This is a genomic window from Ruegeria sp. H8 (genome assembly GCF_056532905.1).
In genome coordinates this window covers 109,891-130,644 of the sequence record NZ_JBQFNY010000005.1, presented here as the reverse complement: position 1 = coordinate 130,644, position 20,754 = coordinate 109,891, and the positions used below count along the sequence as shown (strand labels likewise).

Genomic DNA, 20,754 nt, shown 5'->3' with positions numbered 1-20,754 from the left:
TTGAAGCCCGCCTGACACGAAATGCAGGCTGTGCGGGCTGACCGCGCAGCTTTCGCCCCAGAAGGACCCGAGATGACCGACGCAAGCATCAATGCCAGCACAGCGACCGCCCACGCGGACGAGGCTAGCTTTGGCGATTACTTCGCCTTGCTGAAGCCACGCGTGATGTCTCTGGTCGTGTTTACGGCGCTGGTCGGTCTGCTGGCGGCCCCGGTTCCGGTCCACCCCTTCGTCGGGTTCTGCGCCATTCTGTTCATCGCCATCGGTGGCGGCGCATCGGGTGCGCTGAACATGTGGTGGGATGCGGATATCGACAAGGTGATGAAACGCACCAAAGGTCGCCCGATCCCCTCCGGCAAGGTGGAAGAGGGTGAGGCGATGGCCATCGGCCTGACCCTGTCGGGCCTGTCGGTGATCATGCTGGGCCTTGCGACCAATTGGTTCGCGGGTGCGTTTCTGGGCTTCACAATTTTTTTCTATGTCGTTGTCTACACGATGTGGCTGAAGCGCTCGACGCCGCAGAACATCGTGATCGGTGGTGCGGCGGGCGCTTTCCCTCCGGTGATCGGCTGGGTGGCCGCAACAGGGTCCATGGCGGTTGAGCCGTGGCTGATGTTCGCCCTGACCTTCATGTGGACACCGCCGCATTTCTGGGCTCTGGCCCTGTTCATGCGCTCGGACTATGACGATGCGGGCGTGCCCATGCTGACTGTGACTCACGGCCGCCGTGCAACGCGTGTACACATTCTCGTCTATACGGCCCTGCTGGCGATACTGGCGGTGGGAACCGCATTCTCTGGCATCGGTGGTCCCATCTATCTGACCGTGGCTTTGGTGTTGAACGCGATGTTCCTGCGCGGCGCCTGGCAAATTTCGCGTCGGACCGAGGATGACTCGGAGGCCGATAATTTCAAGGTCGAACGCAGCTTTTTCAAGCTTTCGCTGCTCTACCTCTTCCTGCATTTTGGCGCTATTCTGGCCGAAGCCTTGCTGAAACCCTATGGTTTGGGAGGATGGTCATGAGCCTGCGCAAAAGCCATGAACTGCATCAGCGACGGTTCAGCCGCAATCTGGGCGTTGGACTGACACTGGTTGCCTTTATCGTGATCATTTTTGGCCTGACGATCGTCAAGGTCTCGGGCACTGATTTCAATATGGCCACACAGGAGGTCCAGAACTGATGGCTTTGTCTGGTCCACAGAAAACGGTCGCTCAAACCGTAGGTGTGGTTGTCCTGATGGGCAGCCTGGCCTGGGCGGCGGTACCATTCTACGACTGGTTCTGCCGCGTGACCGGATTTGGCGGTACAACCGGTGTGGCCGAAGCCGCCCCCGAAGACATTCTGGACCGCACGGTCACCGTACGGTTTGATGCGTCCAAGGCCAAAAACATGGCCTGGGAATTCAAACCGGTCGTTCGCGAGATGGAAGTGCGCATCGGCGAGACCGGGCTGGCTTTCTACGAGGCCTACAACCCAACGGATCGTCCAATAGCGGGTCAGGCCTCATACAATGTGGCACCCTATTCGGCAGGCGGGTATTTTCAAAAAATTGCCTGTTTCTGCTTTGAAGAGCAGGTGCTGCAACCTGGCGAGCGGGTAGAGATGCCGGTGACCTTCTTCGTCGATCCTGAAATGGTCGAAGATCTTGAAGCAAAGTATGTTCATACGATCACGCTGTCGTATACATTCTACGAAATTGACCTGCCAGAGGGCTATGCCGCCCTTGAAGCGCAGGCAGAAACAAACACGAACTAACGCCTGTAGGTGAGGGACGCTGATGGCACACGCTAAAAACCATGATTATCACATTCTGGCCCCGTCGATCTGGCCTCTGATCGGAGCTGTCGGCGGCTTTGTGATGTTGTTCGGAGCCGTCCTTTGGATGCACGGATTGACCCCGTGGATGTTCTGGGCCGGTCTGGTCGCAGTTCTTTACACCATGTTCGCATGGTGGTCCGAAGTTGTTGTCGAAAGCCGCCAGGGGGATCACACCCCTGTCGTTCGCATCGGTCTGCGTTACGGTTTCATCCTGTTCGTCATGTCCGAGGTGATGTTCTTCTTTGCCTGGTTCTGGTCGTTCTTCAAACATCGCATGTACCCGATGTACGACTATGCCGGCACCGAATACATCCAGCCGGACATCCACGCGGTTGACCCGTTCCACCTGCCGCTGATCAACACTCTGGTTCTGCTGCTGTCAGGCTGTGCTATTACCTGGGCGCACCACGCGCTGGTGCATGACAACGACCGCAAAGCGCTGATCAACGGCCTGGCCATCGGTATCGTTCTGGGCATTGCCTTTACCGGTTTGCAGGCGTTCGAGTATTACGAGCTGCTGGCCCATGAAGGCTGGAAATTTGGCGATGATCAGTTCTATTCGAACTTCTTCATGGCGACCGGTTTCCATGGATTCCACGTCATCATCGGCACCATCTTCCTGTCAGTCTGCCTGATCCGGGCCCTCAAAGGCGACTTCACACCGGAAAAGCATGTCGGGTTCGAAGCGGCGGCCTGGTACTGGCACTTCGTTGACGTTGTCTGGCTGTTCCTGTTTTTCGCGGTCTACATCTGGGGACAGGCCCCGCTGATGTAAGCCCGATCAGCTGATCAAATTGCAAAAGCCGCCCTAGAGGGGCGGCTTTTTCTCTGTTCCGGGCGCAAGATTGCGCCCCATACAATTGCGTGGTTGCAATTTGGCCCACACGCCCCTTAACAAGACGCCGGTTCCTGAAACGAGGTTCGACCCTGCCATGCGCCGCATTCTGTTCTTGCTGATCTTCGGCCTCGCCGGTTTGGGCGTTCTGCTGTCGCTGGGGATCTGGCAGACGCAGCGTCTGGCCTGGAAACAGGAGCTGTTGGCAGAGATCGAAAGCCGCATTTCAGCCGACCCCATCGCCTTGCCCAGGCATGTTTCAGAGGACACCGACAAATACCTTCCGGTAACGGTTTCGGGTGAGATGGAACCAGGCGAAATCCATGTGCTTGTTTCGGTCAAACAGGTCGGGGCAGGGTATCGCATCATCCAATCGTTCAGCACCGAGGACCGCACAATTCTGGTCGATCGGGGTTTTGTGCGGACAACGGCGAAACAAGCGCCGCGTCTGACCGGCCCGATGGAGATCACCGGCAACCTGCACTGGCCGGATGAGGTCGACAGCTATACGCCCGAGCCCGATATCGATGACAACATCTGGTTTGCCCGGGACGTGCCCAATCTGGCCGCAGCTTTGGGGGCCGAGCCGGTGTTGCTGATCGCGCGGTCCCAGACCGACCCGAACGTGACGCCTTTGCCGGTGGATACGGCGGGGATTCCAAATGATCACTTGCAATATGCAATCACCTGGTTTGGCTTGGCTCTGGTCTGGGCTGTGATGACCGGTTATTTCCTGTGGCGCAATCGCGCCCCTTCTGAGAGTGAAGAGCAATGAAATACATCTCGACCCGTGGCCAAGCGCCAGAACTGACCTTTGAAGAGGCGATGCTGACCGGATTGGCCCGCGATGGGGGTCTGTATCTGCCCGCCGAGATCCCGGTGATGAGCCATGACGAGATCGCGGCGCTGGCTGGTCTGCCCTATGAAGACATCGCGTTCCGCGTGATGTGGCCCTATGTCAGCGGCTCCTTCGCCGAGGATGAGTTCAAGCAGATCATCGCGCGCGCTTATGAAGGGTTCGGTCATGACGCCCGCGCGCCATTGAAGCAGTTGAACGAGAACCATTTTCTACTGGAACTGTTCCATGGGCCCACGCTGGCGTTCAAGGACTTTGCCATGCAGTTGATCGGCCAGCTGTTCCAGGTGGCTTTGAAGCGGCGCAATGACCGCGTGACCATCGTCGGCGCCACCAGCGGTGACACCGGCTCGGCCGCGATTGAGGCCTTCCGGGGGCTGGATGCCGTGGATGTATTCATCCTGTTCCCGCATGGCCGCGTGTCCGAGGTGCAGCGCCGCCAGATGACGACGCCTGCGGACAGCAATGTTCATGCTCTGGCGGTGGATGGCGATTTCGATGATTGTCAGGCCGCGCTGAAAGATATGTTCAACGATTTCGACTTCCGCGACGGGGTCAAGCTGGCGGGTGTGAACTCGATCAACTTCGCCCGGGTGCTGGCGCAGATCGTCTATTACTTCTCGGCCGCCGTCAGCCTCGGCGCGCCGCACCGCAAGGTCAGTTTCACCGTGCCGACCGGCAATTTCGGCGACATCTTCGCGGGCTATCTGGCCAAGCGCATGGGCTTGCCCATCGACCGTCTGGTCGTTGCAACTAACCAGAACGACATCCTGCACCGCTGCCTGTCGGGTGAGGGGTATTTCAAGGGCGACACCATCCCCTCGATCAGCCCGTCGATGGACATTCAGGTCAGCTCGAATTTCGAGCGCGCGTTGTATTACGCCTATGGCGAGGACGGCGGTGCCGTGGCGCAGTTGATGGATGAGCTCAAGTCCGGCGGCTTCAATGTCAGCCAGGGCGCGATGGAAGCGCTGCGCGAAACTTTCGACTCGGGCCGGGTGTCCGAGGAGGAAACGCTGGCGACGATCCGGCATACGCTTGCCCACAGCGCGGAACTGGTCTGCCCCCACACTGCGGTCGGGATCAAGGTCGGCGAAGATCACCGTGCCACCGATACCCCGATGATCACCTTGGCCACTGCGCATCCCGCCAAGTTCCCTGCCGCAGTCGAGAAGGCGAGCGGCGTGCATCCGCCTCTTCCATCCCGCATGTCTGATCTGTATGAACGTCCGGAACGGGTGACCCGGATCGCCAACGATCTGGGCGCCATCGAGGATCATATCAAAGGGCACATCGCCGAGTGACTGTCAGACAAGACCAACTGAAGAACGGCTTTCGTATCGTCAGTGAACACATGCCGGGGCTGCAATCTGCGGCCATCGGCATCTGGGTAACCGCCGGTGGGCGGCATGAGCGGATCGAACAGAACGGCATCGCACATTTCCTTGAGCATATGGCGTTCAAGGGAACCGAGAGACGTTCGGCGCTGCAAATCGCCGAGGCGATCGAGGATGTGGGCGGGTATATCAACGCCTATACCTCGCGCGAGGTAACGGCTTATTACGCGCGCGTTCTTAAGGACGACGTGGCGCTGGCGATGGACGTGATCGGAGACATCGTTCTGAACCCGGTTTTCGATCCGCGCGAAATCGAGGTTGAGCGCGGCGTGATCCTGCAAGAGATCGGCCAGGCCTATGATACGCCGGACGATGTGATCTTTGACTGGTTGCAGGAGCAGAGCTATCACGACCAGCCTTTGGGCCGCACCATTCTGGGACCATCCGAGCGGGTCAGTGCGTTCTCGCGCGAGGATCTGTCGGGGTTCGTGGCCGAGCATTATGGCCCCGATCAGATGATCCTGTCCGCTGCCGGAGCCGTGGATCACGATCAACTGATGAAAATGGCCGAAGAGATGTTCGGTCATCTGCAACCACGCACCGGGCTGATCGCCGAGCCTGCGCGTTTTACCGGTGGTGAAGCGCGGCAGGAAAAAGTGCTGGAGCAGGCCCATTTCGCACTTGCGCTGGAAAGCCCGGGCTATCGCGACGATGCGATCTATACGGCGCAGATCTATTCCACCGCTTTGGGGGGTGGCATGTCTTCGCGGTTGTTCCAGGAGGTGCGTGAGTCGCGCGGGCTGTGCTATACGATCTTTGCCCAGACCGGTGCCTATGCCGATACCGGTACGACGACGATCTACGCCGGTACCTCGGCAGATCAGGTGGCAGAGCTTGCCACCATCACCATCGACGAAATGAAGCGCGCGGCAGAGGACATGACCACGGAAGAGGTTGCCCGTGCCCGTGCGCAGATGAAAGCCGGGATGTTGATGGGGCTAGAAAGCCCGTCAAACCGGGCCGAACGCTTGGCGCGGCTGGTTCAGATCTGGGGGCGGGTCCCGTCTCTGGAAGATACGGTGGCCCGGATTGATGCGGTCAGCACCGAAGATGTGCGCGTATTTGCCGAGCAGATGGCTGTCAACGCGCCTGCCGCTTTGGCGCTGTACGGGCCGGTTTCGGGGGCGCCAACATTGGCCGAACTACAGGAGAGGCGGGCGGCGTGATGCTGTTGGGCAGACGCAAGCTGAAACTCGAGACTGCGCGGCTCAGCCTGCGCCCGCCAGTACATTCCGACTTCAACGATTGGGCCGCATTGCGGCGGGCCTCGAAAGACTATCTGACACCTTGGGAACCGATCTGGGCCAAGGACCACCTGAGCCGCAAATCCTTTACCAACCGTGTGTATTGGGCACAACGTTCTGTAACGGCCGGGACGGCAATCCCGCTTTTTCTGTTTCGCCGCGAGGATGACGTGTTGGTTGGGGCCATCACGCTGGACAACATTCGGCGTGGTCCCGCGCAGGCGGGCACATTGGGGTACTGGACCGGTCAGGCCTTTGCCCGACAAGGGTATATGCGTGAAGCCATCGGCGCGATGGTTCACCATGCCTTTACCCGTTTGGACCTGAGCCGGATTGAAGCCGCCTGCTTGCCGGAAAACCGGGCGTCGCGCGGGTTGCTGGAAAGCTCGGCCTTCAAGTACGAGGGCGTGGCGCAGTCGTATTTGCAAATCAACGGGCGGTGGCGGACGCATGTTCTGTATGCCAGCTTGCGGTCTGACCGGCGCGGAAAAACCGACGCAGGATAGGGGGCGCTGCCCCCGTCGCGGCAAGCCGCGCCTCCCCCGGGATATTTGGGGCCAGATGAACAAGGGGCATGACTTGTCGTAGTTCTACGCTACACTCGGGGTATGCGCTGGTTGATTGCGGCATTGATGGTGATTTCGGGCGGGGCCGCTGCGCAGGAGCGACGGCCAAGTCATTGTGTCGCCATTGCCGATGCGGCGCCCGGAATAGAGTATCTGCACAGGGCGGCCTGGCAGGATCCTGTGCCGGAATTCTCGGTGCGGATCAGCTATATCGCGCATGCCTCTTTCATGATCCAGACCCGCGGCGGGCTGAATGCGGTGACGGATTTTACCGGATTTATCGGCAGCGCAAACCTGATCCCCGACGTGGTGACGATGAACCATGCCCACGGCACGCATTGGACGGCGCATCCCGACCCGGCCATTCCGCATGTTCTTCCGGGGTGGGGAGAGTTCGGGAAAGGTGTCGAGCATCATCTGGATCTGGGTGAGATGCTGGTGCGCAATGTCTCGACCGATATTCGATCTGTTTATGGTGGGGTCGAAGAACGCGGCAATTCGATTTTTGTGTTCGAGGTTGAGGGGTTGTGCATAGGTCATCTGGGACATTTGCATCATGTCCCTTCGGATGAGCAGTTTGCCGCGCTCGGGCGGCTGGATGTGGTCATGGCCGCCGTGGATGGCGGGACCACCATGCCTCTGCCCGAGATGATTGCGGTTCTGAAACGGCTGAAAAGTTCTGTCATCATTCCGATGCACTGGTTCTCGCAGTTTTCGCTGGATCGCTTCCTGGTGGATATCAGGGATACATTTCCGGTTGAGCGCGACGGGGTGTCGGAGATCACCGTGTCGTTGCGGAACCTACCGGACCGCCCCACGGTTGTGGTGCTTGAGCCGCGCTATCTGATTGATCTTGAATAAGGCTTGCGACAACCGCATCGCTTGGGCATTGAAGGCGTATGAGTTTGAACCCCGCTGATGACCGTTTTGCCGCGCTGCTCCGTTCGAAACTGGGCGACGGTGTCCTGCGCCCCGTAGAGGAACGGTATTTGGAAGAACCGCGCGGGCGTTTTTCGGGACGGGTCGGTCTGCTGGCCTTGCCGCGCAACACCGATGAGGTGGCGCAGCTGGTAAAATTGGCTGCGCAGGCACAGGTTCCGATTGTTCCATATGGCGGCGGCACTGGCCTGGTCGGCGGGCAGGTGATGTCGGCGGGGCCTGCGCCGTTGGTGATTTCGTTGGAACGGATGACCGCCATCCGGTGTGTCTTTCCAACCGAGAACGTTCTGGTCGCCGAAGCCGGGGCCATTCTTCAAGATGTTCAGGCCGCAGCCGGGGCGGTAAACCGTTTGTTTCCTTTGTCATTGGCGGCACAAGGATCCTGCCGGATCGGGGGCAACCTGTCGACCAACGCAGGGGGCGTCAACGTTTTGCGGTATGGCAACGCGCGCGACCTGTGCCTGGGGCTTGAGGCGGTGCTGCCCAGTGGTGAGATCTGGCACGGCCTCAGCCGGCTGCGAAAGGACAATACCGGCTATGACCTGCGCAACCTGTTGATCGGGGCTGAGGGGACGCTGGGGATCATAACTGCCGCATCGCTCAAGCTGTTCCCGCGACCTGCCGGTGTCGGGACGGCGGTGTTTCAGGTGGCTTCTCCCGAAGCGGCGATCGACCTGCTGGCTTTGGCGCGGGACAAGGTGGGTGAGGCCGTCAGTACGTTTGAGCTGATCCACCGGCAGGGGCTTGATTTCCTGACCGAGGTTCTGCCGGATGTCCGTCAACCGTTCGCCTCGCCCCCGGAGTGGAGCGTGCTGATCGAGCTGGGTCTGGCCGACGGGCAATCACCATTTGCCGCATTGGAGGGACTCTTTGTTCGCGCTGAAGAGCTTGGTCAGGTTCAGGACGGAGTAATCGCCCAAAGTGAAGCGCAGCGGGCCGATTTGTGGGCGGTGCGTGAACGCATTCCCGAAGCCAATCGTCTGATCGGGTCAGTGTCGAGCCATGATATCTCGATCCCGATTTCCAGAATTCCCGATTTCATTTGCGAAGGCAGAAGATTGATTGCGGGCCTGGGGCCCTTCCGGATCAATTGCTTTGGCCATCTTGGTGACGGCAATCTGCATTACAACGTGTTCCCGCCCAAAGGGCGGCGCCGATCGGAATTTGATGATCAAAGAGGCGCCATCAAGCAGGCCGTCCATGATCTGGTATACGCCTTCGACGGTTCGGTCAGTGCCGAACATGGGGTCGGGCGCCTTAAGACCAAAGATTTGGAACGCTATGGCGATCCAGCCAAGCTGGGCGCGATGCGGGCTATCAAACTGGCATTGGACCCGCAGGACATCATGAATCCCGGCGCGGTACTGAAAGGGTGAACACGGCCCGAGCGTCGGACCGTGCCCGGTTGTTTCTTACGAGGCAGGCAGGATCACTTTGTCGATCACATGGATCACGCCGTTCTTGGTTTCGATGTCGGCCTGAACCACGTTGGCGTCATTCACCATCACACCCGAATCCAGATCGATCGTGATGTCGCCGCCTTGTACGGTTGCAGCGGTCATGTCATCGCTCAGATCACCTGACATCACTTTGCCCGGCACGACATGGTAGGTCAGAATGGCAACCAGCTGATCCCTGTTTTCGGGCTTCAGCAAGGTTTCGACGGTGCCTTCGGGCAAAGCCGCGAACGCGTCATCGGTGGGGGCAAACACGGTGAACGGGCCTTCGCCTTTGAGTGTGTCCACCAGTTCGGCGGCCTGAACTGCCGCGACGAGTGTTTCAAAGCTGCCAGCGGCGACGGCTGTGTCGACAATGTCCTTGCCGTGGCCATCGGCAAATGCAGCAGTGCTGAAGAGGATCGAGGCGACACCGGCGGCGGCGAATTTGCGGAACATGAACTTAACTCCCTAGGTTGAAATGCTTCAAGCAGCATCACCCAGGGTACGGGGCAACCTAACCACAAGATCACTTGTATTGATCCGTTTTGCGCCTTGATCGGCGCAATAACCACGCTAAGCCTGCCCGGTTTTCAGTTTCCAGTCACGATTTTGTGAAAAACTCCTGGTCAGAGGCCTTCGAATTCGCACAGGACATGCACGTCCATGCCCATCTCTTCCAACACTTTTCGGCCGCCAAGTTCGGGCAGGTCAATGATGAAGGCACACGAGACGATTTCGCCCCCAAGCCGTTCGATCAGCTTAATACCCGCCGCGGCAGTTCCGCCCGTGGCCAGCAGATCGTCAACCACCAGAATTTTTTCACCGGGTTGGATGGCATCGTCATGGATCTCGACGATCGCCTCTCCGTATTCCAACTTGTAGTCTTGGCTGATTGTCGTGCCGGGCAGTTTGCCCTTCTTGCGGATCGGGACAAACCCGACGCTCAACTGATGTGCAATCGCACCGCCCAGAATAAAGCCGCGTGCTTCAAGCCCGACCACTTTGTCGATCCGCTCACCTGCATAGGGGTGCAACATCTGGTCAATCGCCATCCGAAACCCGCGGGGATCGGCAAACAGGGTTGTCACATCCCGAAACATGATCCCTTCATGGGGGAAATCGACGATGGTTCGGATATAATCTTTGACAGATTTGTTTCTGGACATGGACCAACCTTTTAGCGTCAAACACAGGTATTGTGTTTGGCCCAAGAGGGTTGGCCTTGCAAGGAACAATTCCACGGCCGGATCAGCACCGGATTTAGGTTGCAGCGTTGAGCAGGCCAAAAACCGAGGCAACCCGTGCGCTGGCCAAGATAAGTCTCCGTCCCATTTGCTTGCTTGCTGCCACTTGTTCCAAACAGCCCCCCGCGCTTGGATTTCCGGAAGCGCAATGGGCAATCTGTCTGGTTTGCAATTCGACGTACCCGGGTCACAGGCGCGGTCGGCCTCAATTGCGAGGAATTGGCTCAAGAACGGCCCGAAAGTGGCAAGGTTCATTGTCAATTTCCTGTCCTTGCCGTTAAGTGCCCGATAACGACAAGAACTATGCTATGAATATACTCGGCATCGACAGATAGAGTTTAACTTCGTTGGGAAAAATACACGTGGCCAGGAAAGAAGGCAAAGGATCGACCAAGAAAAACAGTCAGTTGGTCTTGCGCCTCGACAGGGATGAACGTGACTCGTTTGTCGAGCTTTGCAAAGAGCTGGACACGTCGGCTGCGCGAGAAATCCGCAGATTTATCCGTGGTTTCATGAAAGAGCACGCCGAAGACTGATGCGGTGTCAAGCCGGTCGGCGCAGGACCGCCGTTGCCATACCCATGCCGATCAAGGTCAAGCCGCCAAACCGTGTCATCGCAGTGATCACACTGGCGCGACCGATAAGCCGCCGCAACCTGTCTGCCAACAGGGCGTAGGCCAACGCATTCAACCAGGCCAGCCCGACGAATGTGGCAATCAGGATGACGAACTGAGGTTCAAGCGGTTCAGCAGGGCGTATGAACTGCGGCACAAAGGCAATGAAGAAGGCGATGGATTTCGGGTTCAGGGCAGTGACGGCGGCTGCGTGGCCGAACACGCTGCGCGCGGTGACATCCCGCCCGGTGTCGACCGTGCTCAATCCACCGGCGGGCGCGCTGCACAACAGCTTGATCCCAAGCCAGACCAGATAGGCCGCACCGACCCATTTCAGCACGGAAAACAGGGTTGCCGATGCAAGAACAAGCGCGCCAAGCCCCAGCAAAGATGCGGTCATGGCCACAAGATCGCCCACCGCAACCCCTGTGGCGGACGCGACGGCGACACTGCGCCCCTTAGACAGGGCATAGCTGAGAACGAGCAACACCGTCGGGCCCGGGATCAGCAGCAGGGCGGTGGATGCAGCAACAAAGGCCAGCCAGAGATCGAGTTGCATCGTCAAATTCCTGATCAGATCGCCCGAGATTGAGAGAATCAGCACCGGGGGTCAACCTGCTTGTGCCGCGTGAATGTCCCGTAAGCCAGTTCTCATCTCCCGTGAATCACAAATTTAGTCAATTGCTTGTTCGTGTTCTGGGGGGTTTGGGGACAAAATATTCAATTTGTGCTATAATAACCCCGTTTTTTTAAATTCATTTTAGAAGGAGGTTCGTCATGAAACTTGCCGTTTCTATTTTTTTGTTGAGCGTGTTGCTGATGCCGACTGCCGCTTCTGCCTGCCCAGACGGTTACTTCAACTGCGGCGGGTCGTTATGCTGCCCCAAACCTCAGAACTAGTTCGGAGGGCTTGGGATGTCTGTTATCAGTTTACGCAATGCTGTCATTGTTGCTGGAGCGCTGGCAATTATGGGCGCTGGTAAAACGCTTGTATTGAATGCGAATGAACTGGATTTACAATACCAGAAGCTCATTGTTCCGAAGGGTTCACTACATGCGCCTGTGCTTGGTGCGGCTTATGCCTTGGATCATTCAACCGGAAGATTTAGACCCACAAAGATATGTAATTTGTTTGTTGGGGGGAACGAATCTGGCCCGGAAGATGTCTCCTTCACCAGCCTTAGCCTTGTGGCAATCGGCTGGAACGGTGCCATGGATGCCGTAACCGACTACGTCGGTGAGAAAATCGTAAATTCCATGAAATTCTCGGATGAGAGTGCCAAGTGGGAATTCCAAAAAAGGTTCTGGAGTGCCCGCGAGGGTATGTCATTCAGAAGCACGTGCAGGTCTCTTGTTGAGGAAACCGCTGCGAACCCCAACTACTCTGTTTTTCTTGTAGAAACCATCTTCTTCGATCCGGTTTCCGACGAAAAACAGGTAATGGTTCAAATGTCTCAGACTTCGGTGGTATTTGATGGCTGCGAAGATGCATGTCCACAACCTGTCTCGCTTCAATCCGTGCTAAATGTTGGTTGGCTAGCTCGCTCAAAGGGCGACTGGGGCATCGTTCGCATCCATTGAGGTCATTGAGGCCCTAGCCGATTTTCTCGAGTCGGTCTTACAGAATACGCCTGGCCACCGCATCCAACTTGGCCAAAAGCGCCGGATCGCGGTTTTCCGGTGCGGTCAGGATTGCGTATTCCAGCGCCCGGTCGCAGCCATGCGGGCAGGGTGCTCGTTCGGCCCCCAGAAGGGATGGCAGGCCCTTGACAAGTGCGCGGCCTTTTTCGGCATTGCCGGTGAGGGTGGCGATGATCGTGGTCACGTCCACCTCGCCATGGTCCGGGTGCCAGCTGTCATAGTCGGTGACCATCGCGATCGACGCGTAACACAGCTCGGCCTCGCGGGCGAGTTTCGCCTCGGGCATGTTGGTCATGCCTATCACGTCACAGCCCCATTGTTCGCGATACATCCTGGATTCCGCAAGGCTGGAAAACTGGGGGCCCTCCATCGCCAGATAGGTGCCGCCCCGGTGGATGGTGATGCCGGCGGCCTTACCTGCCGTCTCGCATGCGTCCGACAGGCGTGGGCAGGTGGGATGGGCAACGCTGACATGGGCAACGCAGCCCGTTCCGAAAAAGCTCTTGTCCCGAGCAAAAGTGCGATCGATGAACTGATCGACAATCACGAAGTCACCGGGAGCCATATGTTCGCGGAACGATCCGCAGGCCGACACCGAGATCACGTCCGTCACGCCCAACCGTTTCAGCGCATCGATATTGGCGCGATAGGGTACATCTGTGGGCGAATGCACATGACCGCGCCCATGACGCGGCAGAAAGGCCATTTCGATACCGTCAAGCGACCCGGTCAGGATCTGGTCTGACGGCGTACCCCAAGGGGTCTCAACCTCTACCCATTCCGGGTTCTCCAGCCCATCGATGTCATAGATGCCTGATCCGCCGATGACGGCTATCCTGGTTTGGGTCACTGTCCTGCTCCGCCTGAATACCTGATGTTGAATTTGTGCGGGTTCAGCCCGGATTTGACAAGAGGCCTATTCCCGCATCGTCAACAGGTTGCGCTGTTGCGATTGCCCGGTGAAATCGGCCCAGGCCGCGCCGAACATGCCCAGAGACCAGGTCAGATCCTGTGATTGCCCGTGCCGGTCCCGGAACACGAAGCGGAACGCATCGCCGGTCAGCATGGCGTCCAATAGCGCCTTGGCGCGTTGGCCTTCGAAAGTACAGCCAAGCCCGGTCAGGCATCCGGGGCGCCGGGTGCGCCATGTGGTTTCTTCGCCCTTTTCGATGCGAAATCCGGATGGGGTGAAGAAAGTACCCGGCTCGATCCCGAATTCAATTTTGAAACCTTCCGGTTCCGGCGTAATGAAAACGAACTGTGCCGCGAATTTTGGCCGAAGGGAAAACACCTCTGCCCGTCGGATGTAGCACCGCTGCCGTAACGCGCCGCTTTCTTCGCGCTCGTCACAGATCGAATTCCAGATGCCGAAAATCTCGTGATGCGTTACCCGCCAGTTGCCGGCCGTGTCATTGCCATCCAAATCCTGTGCTAGGACGGGAAGGGCCGGGAACAGTAAGAACAGTAAGAAGAGGATCCAACGCATGGCCTCACATGTGGTGGCTTCATAGTGGCTCCTCAAATCACCTTGCCGTGAGCGCCAGGTATGCGCTTTGCGCATGGCTGCATCCCACTTAATGCAGTAGCTCAATGCCGGCGCGCCAGCTACAACAACGCCTTCGCGCGAACATATAATCCTATAGGACTGTCTGATGCCCCGAGCCTTGCTGGCAAGCTTTGCCAATCGCCTCGCCATTCCCGATCTGCGCTGGGTGCCAGATGAGGGACTGACCTTCTCACGCCTGCGGATCGAGCTGCTGTCCGGTCTGACGGTTGCCCTTGCACTGGTGCCCGAGGCGGTGGCATTTGCCTTTGTGGCGGGCGTGCACCCGTTGGTCGGTCTCTACGCGGCGTTTTTGGTGGGTCTGATCACGGCATTGATCGGTGGGCGACCGGGCATGATCTCGGGCGCGACCGGCGCGCTTGCGGTTGTCATGGTGGCACTGGTGGCCGAACACGGGGTCGAATACCTGTTCGCGACCGTTGTTCTTATGGGAATCCTTCAGGTCATTGCCGGGGCTATGCACTGGGGGCGTTTCATTCGTCTGGTGCCGCATCCGGTCATGCTGGGCTTTGTGAACGGTCTGGCCATCGTGATCTTTCTGGCCCAGATGGGGCAGTTCAAAGTGCCCGGAACCATGGAAAATACGGGTCATGGACTGAGCGGCGGCGAATGGTTGTCCGGGATGCAGCTTTACACCATGCTGGGTCTTGTCGGGCTGACCATGGCAGTGATCTGGATCATGCCGCGTATCACGCGCATCATCCCAGCGCCTCTGGCCGGTATTCTGGTGGTCGCGGCAATCGTGATCGGATTTGGCCTTGATGTGCCGCGCGTCGGCGATCTGGCATCGATCGAAGGCGGCCTGCCTGCGTTCCATGTTCCAATGGTTCCTTTGAACTGGGAAACCTTTGAGATCATTCTGCCTTATGCGGTCATTCTGGCCGCCATTGGCCTGATCGAATCCCTGCTGACCCTGAACCTTGTGGGTGAGATCACAGGCAAGCGCGGCGGGGCCTCTCAGGAATGCATCGCACAGGGCGCGTCGAATATCGTGACCGGATTTTTCGGTGGCATGGGCGGTTGCGCGATGATTGGCCAGTCTATGATCAACGTGAAATCCGGCGGGCGTACACGTATTGCCGGTATCGCGGCAGCGCTTTTCCTGCTGGTCTTCATCCTGTTCGCGTCACCCCTGATCGAGCAAATCCCGCTGGCCGCGCTGGTTGGCGTGATGTTCATGGTTGTGATCGGCACCTTTGCGTGGAACTCGTTCAAGATTCTGCGCAAAGTGCCAATGACCGATGCCTTCGTCATCGTTCTGGTCACCGTCGTAACGGTGATGGAGGACTTGGCCGTTGCCGTCGTGGTAGGCGTCATCGTCTCGGCGCTGGCCTATGCCTGGAACAATGCCAAGCGCATTCACGCGGTCACGCGTGACTCCGAGACCGAGAAAGGCGCGAAAGTCTATGAAATTCAGGGGCCGCTGTTCTTTGGATCCTCTGACGGATTTATCGAACTATTCGACGTCCCGAACGATCCCGAAACCGTTATCATCGATTTCGCCGAAAGCCGCGTGGTGGATCAGTCCGCTCTGCAAGCCATCGAAAACATCGCCGCAAAATACGAGGCGGCAGGCAAACGGGTCATGCTGCGCCACCTGAGCCGCGACTGTCACAAACTGCTGAACAAAGCGGGACACCTCATGGTCGACAGTGATGATGATCCGGACTACGAACTGGCGGTGGATTACTCTGTCCGCACCGGCATTCTGGGCGGCCACTGACTTCGAAAGGCGGCCAATCGGGCCACCTTTTTCAAGGGCCCAAGCGCTCCAGCTTATCGATATCTCCCGTCAGCAGAGCGCTTTCGGCTTCGGCGATCAGTTCGACTGGCCAGTCCCACCACTTCAAAGAAAGCAGCCGCTCGATTGTGTCGGCGTCAAACCGGTATCGCCGTACCTCGGCAGGATTGCCCGAGACGATCGCATAAGGCGGGATGGTTCCACGCACGACTGAACCCGCGCCGATTATCGCTCCGTCACCGATATTGGCTCCGGGCAGGATCAACGCGCCATAGCCGATCCAGACATCATTGCCGATCACGGTGTCCCGGACGTCCGGCTGGAATTCCAACATCTGTTCCGGATCGAAAACCGGAAAGGGAAAGCAGGTTATCCCATCCATCGCATGATTTGCCGAGGCTGTCACAAAGCGGACGCCGTGGGCAATTTGGCAAAACTTCCCCAAAATCAGCTTTTCGCGCGAAAACTCGAACAGGTAAGGGGCCAGCCGATTGGCCCAATCCTCGGGTTCGTCAAAATCTGATGCATAGGTGTAATCTCCCACCTGAATTCTGGGGTGGTCGATCACTCGTGACAGAAAGGCCGTTCCTTTGTGTTCCGTGCCGTCAGGCAGAGTGACAGGATATCGGCGCGCAGCGTCAGGCAGGGGCATCAGTCATCCGGTCTCGAAAGGCTGAACAACTCGGAAACGACAGAGTAATCGCGATACCCGAGCCGCGCCAAAGGTTGGAACGAGGTCACGTCGAACATGCCATCCCGAATATGATCGTCGTGCAGGTGTACACCTGTCACTTCGCCAAACACCACCCGATTGGCTTCACCGGGCAACGTGACGATCTGCGTCAGCTTGCATTCCAACGCAGCTGGGACCCCTTCGATCCGTGCGCAGGGTATGGTTTCGCATTCTATGGGTGAAAGCCCGGCATGCGAAAACTCATCAACTTCTTTCGGCAACCCGGCCGAACTTGCATTCATCGCGTCCCGATGCGCATGGGCCACGACATTCACGCAAAACACGCCCGTGGCCTCGATATTGGCGATGCTGTCCTTGCCGGCGTTCTGATCCTGTTTGGTGCCGGTCGAGGCAAACATGACCTGCGGTGGCGTATAGGCGACGCCGTTGAAGAAGGAATAAGGCGCCAGATTGTTGATCCCATCCGCGTCCCGAGTCGAAATCCAGCCAATCGGGCGCGGCGTGATGATGGCGTTGAACGGGTTGTGCGGCAATCCGTGGCCGTCTTCGGGGCGGTAGAACATCTGATCTCCAAGCGTTTGCCCAAGGCGTAGCGAAGTGCTAGGGCGATTGCCAGCAAGTAAATGAGGGCAGGGTGCAGCAATTCGGGATCAGGCCGGAAGAGCCGGACGACTGGTGGGAGGTCGAAGCCCTGTATGACCTGTGTTTTGCGCCGGGTCGCGAGGCTTTGTCGTCCTACCGCTTGCGTGATGATGTGCCGCCGGTTGCGGGTTTGTCTTTGGTCGCGCGCGACGGTCAGGGGATTCTGGCCGGTGCGATCCGGTTCTGGCCGGTTCATGTCGGTGATCATGATGCTCTGCTGCTGGGGCCGATTGCCGTGCACCCCACCCACCAAGGTGAAGGCCTTGGCGGATATCTGATACATGCCGGAGTCGAAGCGGGGCACACTCGCGGTTGGCAAAGGGTCATGCTGGTCGGGGATGAGCCCTATTACAGCCGGTTCGGTTTCACGCGATTGCACGCGGTCGAGATGCCTCCGCCCACCAACCCTGACCGGGTTTTGGGGCTGGAACTGGTGCCCGGTGCCTGGTCCGGGGTTCAGGGCGCGGTGACACGTTGGAGCCGCTGACCTATTGAAACCATGCTGCGCAACGCCGATGTTGAAAGGCAGGAGGGCGTGAATGCAGAACGTTGTTCTTGTTGAAAACGTGGATACCGAGGCCGAACTGGATCGTTTGGCGGATCACTACCGATCCGCCGGAGGGGCTGGCGTGAAACTTCTCAACAAACTTGGAGGATCAGCCGAGTCATTGCTGGAGCAATTGCCAGAACCCGTTCGGAATGGCCTGACAGGCGCAACCGAGCAGGCGTTATGGCTGGCGATGCATGCGGCCGAGGGTTCGCGGCGCGCGGTTCCTGATCAGCAGCCCTGGGTCAATACCGCAGTGACGACTGCCATGGGTGCGGCCGGGGGGCTGGGCGGTGTTTCGACAGCCCTGATGGAGCTGCCCGCGACAACCGCGATGCTGCTGCGCGCCATTCAGGGGGCTGCGGCGCGCGAGGGGTTTGATCCCTCTGCCGAAAACGTAAAGTTCGATTGTGTCCGCGTCTTGTCTGCAGCGGGACCATTGTCGCATGACGATGGGGCGGACCTGGGTTTTTTCTCGGTCCGGCTGACCCTGACCGGACCGGCCATGCAACGCCTGATTGCCGCCGTTGCGCCGCGTTTTTCGATAGTACTGGGGCAAAAGCTTGCAGCCCAGTCCGTTCCTGTGCTGGGGGCATTGGCCGGCGGTGGCACGAACTATGTCTACACGCGCTACTATCAGCAAATAGCGCGCGTGCATTTCGGTTTGCGCCGGCTGGCAATTGACGCTGACATCCCCCATGAGGATCTGGCACGGCGGCTTTCTGCCCGAATGTAGGCGATATCTTGGGCGACGTGAGTGACTTGGCGTGTGATACATCATGTGGTATGATTGCAGGTGCCAGCCGCTAGATTAGGTGAGCGTACCAATTTGGATGGCTGACGTTCGACCGAAAGGGAGCGTCGCTCGATGAAAGCACGATTGTTGCTTCATGACCTTCCAAAAGCTGCAAGGCAGCCAGTTTTGCGGCAATCCTCGGCTTTATGTTTCCGGATCAAGCGCGGCCGTCCCAAGATTCTGTTGATCACGACACGCAAGTCGCGGCGATGGATCATTCCTAAAGGATGGCTCATCCCCGGTCTGAGCCCGCAGGAAACCGCATTGCAAGAGGCTTGGGAAGAGGCGGGTGTATCTGGCCGGATCAACGGGGCGCGACTGGGGCAGTTCCTGCACCACAAACATCATTCTAACCGGCCCCCATCCTTGTGTCTGGTGGATGTTTTTCCAGTGCATGTAAGCACTGTGTCGCAGGAATACCCGGAAAAGACCGAGCGTCGGCGCAAATGGTTTTCGCCGAAAAAAGCAGCGCTAAAGGTCGATTCTCATGAGCTTGCTGAATTGTTGCGCGACTTTAAGCCGTACTCACATTAAAGTAGCATCTGATAGGCTTGATATTGTCACCTTGATCGGTATCTATTCGCCAATCGTTTTTTTGGACTGAACATGATTCAATACGCGTTGAAATGCAGCGAAGGCCACAGTTTCGACAGTTGGTTCCAATCCGCAGAAGCCTATGACAAGCTGGCCTCTGTGGGTATGGTCACCTGCGCGGTTTGCGGGTGCACGCAGGTCGAGAAAGCGGTCATGACGCCACGCGTCCGCCCGGCGCGGAATGCCCGGAAGGAAAGTGAAATCCGTTCCGCCCCGGAACAAAAGATCGACGTTGCCACCCCATCGCCCGAAGTCGAGAAGGTTTTGGCCGAGATGCGCCGCCATGTCGAAGAAAACTCGGATTATGTCGGGAAAGATTTCGCCAGCGAGGCGCGCAAGATTCATTTGGGCGAGGCGCCGGAGCGTGCCATTTACGGAGAAGCCAAGCTGGATGAGGCGAAATCCCTGATCGAAGATGGCGTGCCGGTGGCTCCGCTGCCGTTTGTCCCCAGCAGAAAGACCAATTGATCATGCACATCATGATCACCGGCGCCAATCGCGGCATCGGGCAAGCCTTGGCAAAGCGTTACGTGAACCGGGGGGACAAAGTCACTGGGACGGCGCGTGACGGCAGCATGCAGGTGCGTCTGGATGTGGCCGATCCCGTGCAGCAATCAGCCATGGCAGAACAGATGAAAGACCAGCCTGTCGACCTGCTGGTCTGCAATGCCGGCGTGTATCTGGACAAGGGGCATTCGATCGATGGCTATCCGGCCGACATGTGGGCGCACAGCTTTGCGGTAAATGTCACGGGGGTCTTTCTGACGATACAGACCCTTTTGCCCAACCTGCGCGCCGCGGGCGGTAAAGTTGCGATCCTTTCGTCGAAAATGGCGTCGCACACACTTGCGCCGGGTGGCAGTTATATCTACCGCGCGTCCAAGGCGGCGGCTTTGAACCTTGGACGGAATCTGGCGATGGATCTCAAAGATGACGGGATTGCCGTCGGCATCTATCATCCGGGCTGGGTTCAGACGGATATGGGCGGTGCAGCGGCGGATATCGATGTGGATCAGGCCGTGTCCGGCCTGATTGAACGATTTGATGCCTTGTCGCTAAGCACAACGGGCTGTTTTGAAACCTATGACGGGCAACCGCACGCCTACTGAGAGGTCAATGCGGCTTTGGGGATTTCGAAGACCTCACCAGGTTCAATGTAGACCACCATCATATCGCCTCGCGTTTCATGTGAGATTTTCGAGGTCGAATTGCTGGATTCCGGCACACCATCCTTGAAATAGATATTGCGCACATGTCCGCCTCCCAAGGCCACTGCGACCGTTATGTTTCCGTCATCATGGCGGCGCAGTTCGGCGTGGCAGCTTTGTACGGGATCACCGGCATTTGCAGCGCAGGGAATTGTGCCCAGCGCGTTCTTGCCGTCCGTCCCGGCGACACTCGCGACCTGGGCCAGTGCAGGCGATGACAATAGGGCAAAGGCGAGGGCTAGGCGAAACATAAAGAACCTCTTGATCTGGTTGGTGTCCTTAGGCTGACATTGCGCCAGTGCAATGTAAAGCGGCCCTGCGCCGCAGGGGCGACCGCTTTGCGCCCTTGCCCTTGCGGTGCCCCTCGCTTATGA

At 58.2% G+C, this 20,754-nt stretch carries 26 protein-coding genes; 18 read left to right on the top strand and 8 right to left on the bottom strand.

What is annotated here, in order from left to right; all coding sequences use genetic code 11:
• The first annotated feature begins 72 nt into the window (after nt 1–72).
• The 10 genes from cyoE to ACR0A2_RS13750 all read left to right on the top strand — a co-directional run bounded on the left by cyoE (nt 73) and on the right by ACR0A2_RS13750 (nt 9,032).
• Complete coding sequence (cyoE, locus tag ACR0A2_RS13795; RefSeq protein WP_480835596.1) at nt 73–1,023, top strand: heme o synthase; 951 nt, start codon at nt 73–75, stop codon at nt 1,021–1,023.
• Nucleotides 1,020–1,181: a hypothetical protein gene (locus ACR0A2_RS13790; RefSeq protein ID WP_171170832.1), complete on the top strand. Its 162-nt coding sequence runs from the start codon at nt 1,020–1,022 to the stop codon at nt 1,179–1,181. The genes cyoE and ACR0A2_RS13790 overlap by 4 nt, the downstream gene beginning before the upstream one ends.
• Nucleotides 1,181–1,756 (top strand): cytochrome c oxidase assembly protein, encoded by a 576-nt coding sequence (locus ACR0A2_RS13785; protein WP_152457260.1) that lies wholly within the window; start codon nt 1,181–1,183, stop codon nt 1,754–1,756. Before ACR0A2_RS13790 ends, ACR0A2_RS13785 begins: the two co-directional genes overlap by 1 nt.
• A 22-nt stretch (nt 1,757–1,778) precedes the next feature.
• Nucleotides 1,779–2,594, top strand: a complete 816-nt coding sequence (locus ACR0A2_RS13780; protein ID WP_152457261.1) for a cytochrome c oxidase subunit 3 — start codon at nt 1,779–1,781, stop codon at nt 2,592–2,594.
• 157 nt (nt 2,595–2,751) lie between these two features.
• Entirely contained in the window at nt 2,752–3,429 is a 678-nt protein-coding gene (locus tag ACR0A2_RS13775; RefSeq protein WP_480835593.1) for an SURF1 family protein, read from the top strand.
• Nucleotides 3,426–4,814: a threonine synthase gene (gene thrC, locus ACR0A2_RS13770; RefSeq protein ID WP_480835591.1), complete on the top strand. Its 1,389-nt coding sequence runs from the start codon at nt 3,426–3,428 to the stop codon at nt 4,812–4,814. Before ACR0A2_RS13775 ends, thrC begins: the two co-directional genes overlap by 4 nt.
• Nucleotides 4,811–6,073, top strand: a complete 1,263-nt coding sequence (locus ACR0A2_RS13765; protein ID WP_171229604.1) for a M16 family metallopeptidase — start codon at nt 4,811–4,813, stop codon at nt 6,071–6,073. Before thrC ends, ACR0A2_RS13765 begins: the two co-directional genes overlap by 4 nt.
• Nucleotides 6,073–6,657: a GNAT family N-acetyltransferase gene (locus ACR0A2_RS13760; RefSeq protein ID WP_480447047.1), complete on the top strand. Its 585-nt coding sequence runs from the start codon at nt 6,073–6,075 to the stop codon at nt 6,655–6,657. The genes ACR0A2_RS13765 and ACR0A2_RS13760 overlap by 1 nt, the downstream gene beginning before the upstream one ends.
• 102 nt (nt 6,658–6,759) lie before the next feature.
• The gene (locus ACR0A2_RS13755) at nt 6,760–7,578 is read left to right on the top strand and encodes an MBL fold metallo-hydrolase (RefSeq protein WP_480447045.1); all 819 of its coding nucleotides are present in this window, start codon (nt 6,760–6,762) and stop codon (nt 7,576–7,578) included.
• Between the two features lie 38 nt (nt 7,579–7,616).
• Nucleotides 7,617–9,032: an FAD-binding oxidoreductase gene (locus ACR0A2_RS13750; RefSeq protein ID WP_480835589.1), complete on the top strand. Its 1,416-nt coding sequence runs from the start codon at nt 7,617–7,619 to the stop codon at nt 9,030–9,032.
• 36 nt (nt 9,033–9,068) lie between these two features.
• Here ACR0A2_RS13750 and ACR0A2_RS13745 read toward each other — a convergent pair whose 3' ends face one another.
• Nucleotides 9,069–9,551, bottom strand: a complete 483-nt coding sequence (locus ACR0A2_RS13745; protein WP_171229607.1) for a fasciclin domain-containing protein — start codon at nt 9,549–9,551, stop codon at nt 9,069–9,071.
• A gap of 170 nt (nt 9,552–9,721) precedes the next feature.
• Entirely contained in the window at nt 9,722–10,261 is a 540-nt protein-coding gene (locus tag ACR0A2_RS13740; RefSeq protein ID WP_224857464.1) for an adenine phosphoribosyltransferase, read from the bottom strand.
• A 440-nt stretch (nt 10,262–10,701) separates the two neighbouring features.
• On the opposite strand from ACR0A2_RS13740, the gene ACR0A2_RS13735 reads away from it, so the two are divergent.
• Nucleotides 10,702–10,875: a hypothetical protein gene (locus ACR0A2_RS13735; RefSeq protein WP_480835587.1), complete on the top strand. Its 174-nt coding sequence runs from the start codon at nt 10,702–10,704 to the stop codon at nt 10,873–10,875.
• 7 nt (nt 10,876–10,882) lie between these two features.
• Here ACR0A2_RS13735 and ACR0A2_RS13730 read toward each other — a convergent pair whose 3' ends face one another.
• Nucleotides 10,883–11,512 (bottom strand): LysE family translocator, encoded by a 630-nt coding sequence (locus tag ACR0A2_RS13730; protein ID WP_480835584.1) that lies wholly within the window; start codon nt 11,510–11,512, stop codon nt 10,883–10,885.
• A gap of 356 nt (nt 11,513–11,868) precedes the next feature.
• Here ACR0A2_RS13730 and ACR0A2_RS13725 point away from each other — a divergent pair, with 356 nt between their 5' ends.
• Nucleotides 11,869–12,534, top strand: coding sequence for a hypothetical protein (locus ACR0A2_RS13725; RefSeq protein WP_152457271.1), 666 nt, complete (start codon nt 11,869–11,871; stop codon nt 12,532–12,534).
• Between the two features lie 37 nt (nt 12,535–12,571).
• Here ACR0A2_RS13725 and ACR0A2_RS13720 read toward each other — a convergent pair whose 3' ends face one another.
• Both ACR0A2_RS13720 and ACR0A2_RS13715 read right to left on the bottom strand, forming a co-directional pair.
• A complete protein-coding gene (locus ACR0A2_RS13720; protein ID WP_480835581.1) occupies nt 12,572–13,444 on the bottom strand; it encodes an S-methyl-5'-thioadenosine phosphorylase in 873 nt (290 codons plus the stop codon).
• A gap of 66 nt (nt 13,445–13,510) precedes the next feature.
• On the bottom strand, nt 13,511–14,080 hold the full coding sequence (locus ACR0A2_RS13715) for an invasion associated locus B family protein (protein WP_171363711.1): 570 nt from the start codon (nt 14,078–14,080) through the stop codon (nt 13,511–13,513).
• 166 nt (nt 14,081–14,246) lie between these two features.
• Here ACR0A2_RS13715 and ACR0A2_RS13710 point away from each other — a divergent pair, with 166 nt between their 5' ends.
• Complete coding sequence (locus ACR0A2_RS13710; protein WP_480835579.1) at nt 14,247–15,881, top strand: SulP family inorganic anion transporter; 1,635 nt, start codon at nt 14,247–14,249, stop codon at nt 15,879–15,881.
• Between the two features lie 31 nt (nt 15,882–15,912).
• On the opposite strand, the gene ACR0A2_RS13705 is transcribed toward ACR0A2_RS13710, so the two are convergent.
• Complete coding sequence (locus ACR0A2_RS13705; RefSeq protein WP_170345017.1) at nt 15,913–16,551, bottom strand: CatB-related O-acetyltransferase; 639 nt, start codon at nt 16,549–16,551, stop codon at nt 15,913–15,915.
• Entirely contained in the window at nt 16,551–17,156 is a 606-nt protein-coding gene (locus ACR0A2_RS13700; RefSeq protein WP_480835577.1) for a flavin reductase family protein, read from the bottom strand. The genes ACR0A2_RS13705 and ACR0A2_RS13700 overlap by 1 nt, the downstream gene beginning before the upstream one ends.
• 71 nt (nt 17,157–17,227) lie before the next feature.
• On the opposite strand from ACR0A2_RS13700, the gene ACR0A2_RS13695 reads away from it, so the two are divergent.
• From ACR0A2_RS13695 to ACR0A2_RS13675, 5 genes are all read left to right on the top strand, one after another.
• On the top strand, nt 17,228–17,722 hold the full coding sequence (locus ACR0A2_RS13695; protein ID WP_480447037.1) for a GNAT family N-acetyltransferase: 495 nt from the start codon (nt 17,228–17,230) through the stop codon (nt 17,720–17,722).
• Between the two features lie 52 nt (nt 17,723–17,774).
• Nucleotides 17,775–18,518: an EcsC family protein gene (locus ACR0A2_RS13690; RefSeq protein ID WP_171170805.1), complete on the top strand. Its 744-nt coding sequence runs from the start codon at nt 17,775–17,777 to the stop codon at nt 18,516–18,518.
• 132 nt (nt 18,519–18,650) lie between these two features.
• Complete coding sequence (locus ACR0A2_RS13685; protein WP_171117562.1) at nt 18,651–19,112, top strand: NUDIX hydrolase; 462 nt, start codon at nt 18,651–18,653, stop codon at nt 19,110–19,112.
• A 72-nt stretch (nt 19,113–19,184) separates the two neighbouring features.
• Nucleotides 19,185–19,640 carry a DUF1178 family protein gene (locus tag ACR0A2_RS13680; RefSeq protein ID WP_152457280.1) on the top strand — a complete coding sequence of 152 codons (456 nt, stop codon included), beginning with the start codon at nt 19,185–19,187 and terminating at the stop codon, nt 19,638–19,640.
• 2 nt (nt 19,641–19,642) lie between these two features.
• Complete coding sequence (locus tag ACR0A2_RS13675; RefSeq protein WP_152457281.1) at nt 19,643–20,281, top strand: SDR family NAD(P)-dependent oxidoreductase; 639 nt, start codon at nt 19,643–19,645, stop codon at nt 20,279–20,281.
• Here ACR0A2_RS13675 and ACR0A2_RS13670 read toward each other — a convergent pair.
• Nucleotides 20,275–20,631, bottom strand: coding sequence for a hypothetical protein (locus tag ACR0A2_RS13670; RefSeq protein WP_152457282.1), 357 nt, complete (start codon nt 20,629–20,631; stop codon nt 20,275–20,277). The two genes, ACR0A2_RS13675 and ACR0A2_RS13670, sit on opposite strands and share 7 nt — an antisense overlap.
• Between the last annotated feature and the right edge of the window lie 123 nt (nt 20,632–20,754).